This window comes from Rhodoferax sp. UBA5149 (assembly GCF_002413825.1).
Classification (GTDB): Bacteria; Pseudomonadota; Gammaproteobacteria; order Burkholderiales; family Burkholderiaceae_C; genus Rhodoferax.
In genome coordinates this window covers 1-2,104 of record NZ_DHXT01000221.1, presented here as the reverse complement: position 1 = coordinate 2,104, position 2,104 = coordinate 1, and the positions used below count along the sequence as shown (strand labels likewise).

Annotated in this window: 4 protein-coding genes; 1 reads left to right on the top strand and 3 read right to left on the bottom strand. The window is 57.3% G+C overall.

Features of this window, described 5'->3' with window-relative positions:
• On the bottom strand, positions 1–416 hold a 416-nt coding region (locus tag B3V69_RS19705; protein WP_296449204.1), incomplete at its 3' end, for an amidase family protein.
• Between the two features lie 152 nt (positions 417–568).
• On the opposite strand from B3V69_RS19705, the gene B3V69_RS19700 reads away from it, so the two are divergent.
• Positions 569–838: a YfhL family 4Fe-4S dicluster ferredoxin gene (locus B3V69_RS19700; protein ID WP_296449200.1), complete on the top strand. Its 270-nt coding sequence runs from the start codon at positions 569–571 to the stop codon at positions 836–838.
• A 24-nt stretch (positions 839–862) separates the two neighbouring features.
• Here the strand turns inward: B3V69_RS19700 and B3V69_RS19695 are convergent, their stop codons facing one another.
• Complete coding sequence (locus B3V69_RS19695; protein ID WP_296449197.1) at positions 863–1,297, bottom strand: hypothetical protein; 435 nt, start codon at positions 1,295–1,297, stop codon at positions 863–865.
• A 39-nt stretch (positions 1,298–1,336) separates the two neighbouring features.
• Positions 1,337–1,951, bottom strand: coding sequence for an aminoacyl-tRNA hydrolase (pth, locus tag B3V69_RS19690; RefSeq protein ID WP_296449194.1), 615 nt, complete (start codon positions 1,949–1,951; stop codon positions 1,337–1,339).
• Between the last annotated feature and the right edge of the window lie 153 nt (positions 1,952–2,104).

Genomic DNA, 2,104 nt, shown 5'->3' with positions numbered 1-2,104 from the left:
AAACCGCTGGAGAGCATGCCGTAGTCAGGCATGGTGGTCTTGCACACCAGCACCGCGCCGGCCTCGAACAGGCGGGCGGCGGGCGGCGCATCGGCGCTGGCGGGTGCCAGCTCGGTCGCCAGCGTGCCCAATGGCATGGGGTCGCCGCGGGTGGCGATGTTGTCCTTGAGGGTGACGGGCACGCCGTCCAGCACGCCACACGGGGCGCCGCGCTGCCAGCGCGCCTCGGAGGCTCGTGCCTGTTCCAACGCCAGTTCCGGGCGCAGCAGGTAGCTGGCATGGATATGGGGCTCCCATCGCTCCATGTAGGTCAGCACCGATTGCGTCACCTCCACCGGTGAAAGGTCGCGCCGGCGGTAGGCCGCTGTCAGCTCTTGCGCGCCGAGTTCATGCAGGGGGATGTTGGGTGTAGTCATGTTGTGTCATCAGGCTCGCAGAATCAGGGCCATTATTTTGGGCACGGTGGCAGTAGGGAATTGGGCTTGCCCTGTGCCGAAACGCCGATAATTCGCCCCATGTTGTTTATGTTTAGTTCGAATAATTTTGACCATCTGGCGGATGGTAAGCCATGGCTTTGATCATCACCGACGAGTGCATCAACTGCGACGTGTGCGAGCCCGAGTGCCCGAATGAGGCCATTTTTCTGGGCCTGGAAATCTATGAGATCGACCCCCACAAATGCACTGAGTGCGTGGGCCATTTTGACGAGCCCCAGTGTGTCCAGGTGTGCCCGGTGGCCTGCATACCGGTCAACCCGCAGTTCGTGGAAGATCAGGAGACACTGTGGCAAAAGTACCGCCGTCTGCAACTGGAGACGAAGAATACTGCAGGCAAGTGAGCAAGCCTGGGATGCAAATTTTGATCAGGACGTGCTCTCGTCCTTCTTCCTCGCGCTTTTTTTGGGGATTTTCTTTTTCTTTTTCTGGCCCGGAACCTGAGCGGTAAAGTAGTCTGGCGTTTTCTTCTTTTTCTTCTTCGCCTGGGTTGTAGGCATGCTGGCTGCTGTACCAGTGGTTTCTTGTTTCACCGGCGGCGTGTTGGCCGTTAAATCTATTTTTTCCTGTTGTAGCCGTGCCTTCTCCATGGTGGAGGCGATACGGGTGTCGCGACCCGTCGCCAAATCGGATTGCATTTTTTGTGCGCTGGTTCGCTGGTCGGCGGCATCAAGGATGACGCCACCGGGACAGGGCAGCTGGCTGTAGGCGTCGCCACACTTATAGGTTTTTTGAGCTGTAGCCCCCGTCGATAAAGCGCAGGCAGCTATTAAAACAATAGCGTTTAGAGTGAGACTTTGCATGATGTGCTTCCTGTTGGATGGGCTTGGGCGAGTCGGAATTTACGGCGCTGGATTTTCAGGTCGGGGCGGTTTGGGCCTGGGCGGCTTGCTGGTGTGCACCAGCATGGTGGCTTTATCCATGTCGCCCGCCAGCAAATGCGGCAGCGCCTTGAGCGCACGGTCAATGCTCTGGTCAATGGCAATGCGGTGATCCAGAGACGGCTTTTTCAGCACCCAGTTGATGACCTCGGATTTGACGCCCGGATGTCCGACACCCAAGCGCAGGCGCCAGTAGTCGTCCGTTCCGAGCTGGGCGTGAATATCGCGCAAACCATTGTGTCCGGCGTGGCTGCCGCCGAGCTTGAGTTTTGCTTCGCCGGGAACAATATCCAGCTCGTCGTGTGCCACCAGTATTTCCTGCGGCTGAATTTTGAAAAACCGCGTCAGCGCTGCGACCGACTTGCCGCACAGGTTCATGAAGGTTTGCGGTTTCAGCAACCATACCGTTTGCCCGTTGACGGATGTTCGACCAACCATGCCGTGGTAGGTTTTGTCCATCACGAGTGGCGTTTTGAGTTCGCGTGCGACCTCGTCCAACCACCAGAAACCGGCGTTGTGACGGGTGGATTCGTATTCTGGGCCGGGATTACCAAGACCCACAAAAAGCTTGATCATGAATGTTTAATTGGGGTCGGATTCCAATTTCGTTGCGACGCGTAGCGCCGCAGTGTAACCGTCCAGCTCGGACGGTGAATTTGGAATCTGACCCCAATTAGACAATAAAAATGGCCCACCGAAGTGGGCCATTTGTGTGCAGTTAGCGGGTAG

Excerpts from the sequence above, each read along its gene's own strand:
- B3V69_RS19700 (WP_296449200.1), top strand. The coding sequence starts at position 569 with ATGGCTTTGATCATCACCGACGAGTGCATCAACTGCGACGTGTGCGAG.
- pth (WP_296449194.1), bottom strand. The coding sequence starts at position 1,951 with ATGATCAAGCTTTTTGTGGGTCTTGGTAATCCCGGCCCAGAATACGAA.
- B3V69_RS19695 (WP_296449197.1), bottom strand. The coding sequence starts at position 1,297 with ATGCAAAGTCTCACTCTAAACGCTATTGTTTTAATAGCTGCCTGCGCT.